Below are 4,451 nucleotides of genomic sequence, written 5' to 3'. Positions count from 1 at the left end.
TATTCCGGTAATCTTTTTAGTGTTTTTATTGTAAAATGTGCCCATAATTATATTTTTTTTAATGTTTGGAGTGCGTTCATCAATGAATGGCAACGGTTTGGGTATGGCTCGTAGCGTGTTAAAAGGTACGGACTTTTAGAATTAGCACGAGCAGAAATTTTTACATTTTGTTTTTATCTTATTGACCTAAAAGCCAAATTTAAAAATTTGGCGGATTCCCAAAAACGCCTGAAACCTTCGATTAAACCACGACCTAGCTATGAGTTATACCCGTTGTTGTGCTTTCGTGCTTTATTCTAATTCCAGCCCTTTTAGTAGCCTCCCAATATTCTTTTTACTGTCTTCGTTTGGTTCAATTTCTTTTAAATGATTAACCTTCTTGGTAATTTCGTCTGACCAATTTTTAGATGTCCATTTATCCAAAACTCTAATTGCCATATTTCTATTTCTGGTGACTGGACTATCTAACCCAACAAGAATAAGTTCTTCTCCTTTTGTTGGATAATCTTCTAAAAATGTTATTACACTATCAAAACAAGAATGCTTTTGAAAGTCTTCGCCTAATCCCATCCAATCTTTTGGGCCAGCTCCTAACTCCTCTAAAGGCAGATTTTTTTTAGCGAAGTCAATTATGTCATTCACGTTATCTTCTTTGCCATAAGTTGTAACATCATACCAAGCTGAACTATCCAAAGGATTCTTTAGTAGTTTAGCCCAAACAACATCCCATAATTCAATACCAAGTTTTTGGGCGGCTTGTTTTCCATTCCAGTATAAAATATTATCATCACTTTTTAAGGCTATTTCTGCCTGTTCTTTCCAATCTTTATTTTTTAAAGTTTCGTTTATATCTATAAGACAATTAGAAATTATGTCTTGAGTCCAACCATTTTTTTTATGTTCTCTTATATCGTCTTGAATTTCGATAAGAAAATCTTTAATAGAATTTAATGTGATAAAATCTGTAATATCTTTTACTTGAATTATTCCATGTCGAATAAAATTCTCAACTGTTTCAGGTGCGAATTCGTAATCAGAAATATCTTCTGCTGGTCCTCCAGAAATTAAGGCTTCAATAATTTCCCCTGTAGATTTAAATAGCTTATTATCTATTTTTTCATTTTGAAGTTTTTTATGTAATTCCCCATTTAAAGCACAAGTACAAGCCAAATATTCATTCATTATGCTGTTTTTGTATCCATCAAGAATTAGCCAATCTTTAAGTTCTTGTGATAATTCCATATTAGCTATTCTATCAACAAGTTGAATTTTTCTCCAACCATCAACTTTACGAGCTAACTCCCATAAATCTTTAACTGGATTGTCTGATAAATTAGAAAGAGCAACTGTAGAGAAAACAGTAAATTCATCATGTAAACCAAGAATCTTAATTTCATTTACAACTGATTTCTTTTGGCAAAGACCAAGAATTGCAATTCCTATTTTGACACTATTTCTATGACTTGTTTTCGTTGCTAAATTTTTAGCAAAGCCAAATAGATATGGTTCAATGGGTAAAGATTGATTTACTATTTCTTGAAGAAATTCATCTATTATTCCAATTACTCCATCACTTTCAGTTATTCTCTTATAAAACTCTGATTTGCTTCCTGCATCTCCTTTTTTAGCTATTGTTTTTATTAGTTTTGATAACTCTTTAATTTTAACTTTCGATTCAGAAGATTCATCCGCTCCAAACATTGAATCAATTAATCCTGGTGCAAATCTAATTCCACTTTCATCAGATTTTTTTTCATCAGGTAAATCGTTCGCAGACTCTTTTAGAATTCCATTACTGTCTATATTATTGCTCAAAAACTCTAAGATGGAATTATCAGTTCGCCATTCGGTAACTTCGAATTCAATTTTGTTTTCAAGTAAGTTTTTAATCCAATCTATCATTTATGTATTAGGTTTCTTTGCATGAAGCACAACGTTTATGTATAAGGAAAGTTGCGTGTTTGTGTGCGAGGATTTTCCGAAGGAAAATCGGAAGCTAGCAAACAAGCAACTAATTTTGGTTTAGCTAAAACTAGCAATTTTTTTTATACGGTGTTGGCAAACGTTTTATTTTTTAGTTTGGCTTTAAAAATTCTTTTTAACTCATTAATAGATTTGTCAGCTTCGTATTTAAATCCGAAATAAACTATGCTTCCTCCAAATAACAGCATAATTATTGGTATGACTGAATAAAATCCATCTACTCCGTTGGTAATCATACTGTATATTGCTCCAATCGAAGCTAAAGAAACTCCACCAAGCCAAAATATCATAAAAGCAATTATAAATCCATGCATTTTTAGTTCAGCAATAATTTTAGTTCCACCATTTCTATGTACAATTTTTCCAGTTATCTGAGGTCGAAACGAGTTTCTATAATTAATTACTCTTTGAATGTCAAATCGGTCTTTAGAGAAGCTGCCTTCAAATGATTTCTGGTTAGTTGGTCTGTTTAATTTAAATTCAATTCCTTTCTTTGCTTGAATATTATTAGTTAGTATTTTCTCCACTTCTTCTTTAGAAAGTGAAGTGAATAATTCTATTTCTTTAGATGGGATAATCTTCATTTTGTCAAATGTTTGCCAACGTGTTTGTGTATGGTTAGTTGCGTGGTTAAGCACCTAATTTAGCAAATAAATCACAGATAGAATATTCCGCAGGAATGTTCGTAAGTCGGCAGTGAACCAAGCAATTAATTATACATGGTGTTGGCATTAGTATTTTCTTATTTTATGATTCAATTCATTACCCTTATCGATAACTTTTGACGTATTCTTACTTTGTATTAATGCAGTAACATAAGAATCACTATCAATATCTAAATAGACTAATTCATAACCATTTTTTTCAAGAATTTCATTGTATTTCTTCAGTACACTTCCAGTATCTAGTCCAGAGTAATCAGCGTTAACATTAAATTCAGGAATTTTATATCCTTTTTTTGTTGCTAGTTTTTCGATTCCCCATTTTATTGTTTCTAAATCAGGTTTCCAATCAAATTCGAATAAATAATCATTTGAATTAAAATTGTCTATTAGAAGAAACCAATGAATTAGGGATTCTATATATTTTCCTCCACCTCGTGAAACATATTTTTTTTTGTCAGAAGTATCATAGTAATATTCTTGACCTATGAAAACAGTAGTTCTGTCTTCATAATATTCATTGATTTTTTTTTCTAATGATTTAATTTGATTTTCATCATTTATTTCGATTATTAACTTTCCTAAATCAAAATAATTTTCAGTTTTCTTTTGTCCATTAGCAAAAAGAAATGAAAAAATAGAAAGGGCTAAAATTTTTTTGATCATGAGTGTTTTTTATATTAATGCCAACGGTTCGGCTATGATTTCGTTGCGGAAAAGTCCGCAGGACATTTCCGCCGTAAATCAAAGATAGCAAAAGTGCGAGATTTTTCCGCAGGAAAAATCCGCAGCAATGAATTATAGGCAATGTTGTGTACAGTGCTTAATTTATTTCAATCTAGTTTATCCGTGCAGAAGGTCAGTCGTTCGCAACAGTTGCGCTCTGCTTTGGTCGGAATTTTTAGAGTCAGAATTTTGTCCGTAAATAGAGGTCAGAAATCCGTAATATATACGTTTTTTTAAGGTCAAATGTTTTAAGAATTAAAGCGAAAAAATTAAAGATTTATATTGCTTTTTAACCGAGTGAGCGCATTGTACACAACGTTGATGTATAAGATTAGTGGCGTGTTTAAGCACCTAATTTAGCAAATAAACACCAGATAGAAAATCCGCGAGGATTTTCGTAAGTAGGCGAGAACTAGCCATTAATTTTATACGGTGTTGTAGTGCGTTTTTTATTTCCGTTTCTATTTTCAAGTCAGATTAAAGTCCGACATTATTTTAATCCAATTTCATTAATGTTTTCGTCAATTCTTTTCCAGTCAGTTCCGATAAAATTCCTGTCGTCATAATTTTCGGAAAGTACAAAGTAAAAATACTTTGTCAAATAATATACTTCAGCGTTTCGTTTCGCATAACCTAAAGCTCCAATATCTTTCATTTGTAATTCCACTTTATGATTACCACTATTTTTATTAATCAGTTCAACCGTTTGAGTTTTCCACGTTTGAGTATGAAATAATATTTTTAATGGATTCAAGTAAATCAGTCCAATAATTGTCAAAATTGGAATTCCCTTTCTTAATATAGGTTCAGATAAATATCGATTAGCTTTAAATTCCAATATGACCAAAGGAATTGGTAAAATCAAAATCCCATAATAAATGATTGATTTTAAAAATCCGATTTTGGTTTGAAATAAGTCGAAAATGTCCAATAAGAAAAGAGACAAAACTATGTAAAATGTTATTCGGATTATTTTCAGCATATCGCTGCATTCAAGGTTCTAACGCAACAAACGTTGCTTTTTTTTGTGAGATACTAAGCTACATTTTTTAGTTCAGAATCCATAATTTCTTGAGGTGT

The 4,451-nt window shown here is 31.0% G+C and carries 4 protein-coding genes; all 4 read right to left on the bottom strand.

Annotated elements, in window-relative coordinates:
* Positions 1-291: 291 nt before the first annotated feature.
* Complete coding sequence (locus tag BT151_RS18190) at positions 292-1,902, bottom strand: hypothetical protein (RefSeq protein ID WP_072403789.1); 1,611 nt, start codon at positions 1,900-1,902, stop codon at positions 292-294.
* Positions 1,903-2,045: 143 nt separating this feature from the next.
* Positions 2,046-2,567, bottom strand: coding sequence for a hypothetical protein (locus tag BT151_RS18180; RefSeq protein ID WP_072403790.1), 522 nt, complete (start codon positions 2,565-2,567; stop codon positions 2,046-2,048).
* Positions 2,568-2,714: 147 nt separating this feature from the next.
* Entirely contained in the window at positions 2,715-3,311 is a 597-nt protein-coding gene (locus BT151_RS18175; protein ID WP_072403788.1) for a DUF6630 family protein, read from the bottom strand.
* A 550-nt stretch (positions 3,312-3,861) separates the two neighbouring features.
* The gene (locus BT151_RS18170; protein ID WP_171946666.1) at positions 3,862-4,353 is read right to left on the bottom strand and encodes a hypothetical protein; all 492 of its coding nucleotides are present in this window, start codon (positions 4,351-4,353) and stop codon (positions 3,862-3,864) included.
* Positions 4,354-4,451 lie beyond the last annotated feature (98 nt).

Origin of the sequence: Flaviramulus basaltis (assembly GCF_900114265.1) — a bacterium.
Classification (GTDB): domain Bacteria; phylum Bacteroidota; class Bacteroidia; order Flavobacteriales; family Flavobacteriaceae; genus Flaviramulus; species Flaviramulus basaltis.
This window is presented reverse-complemented; position numbering and strand designations above follow the sequence as displayed.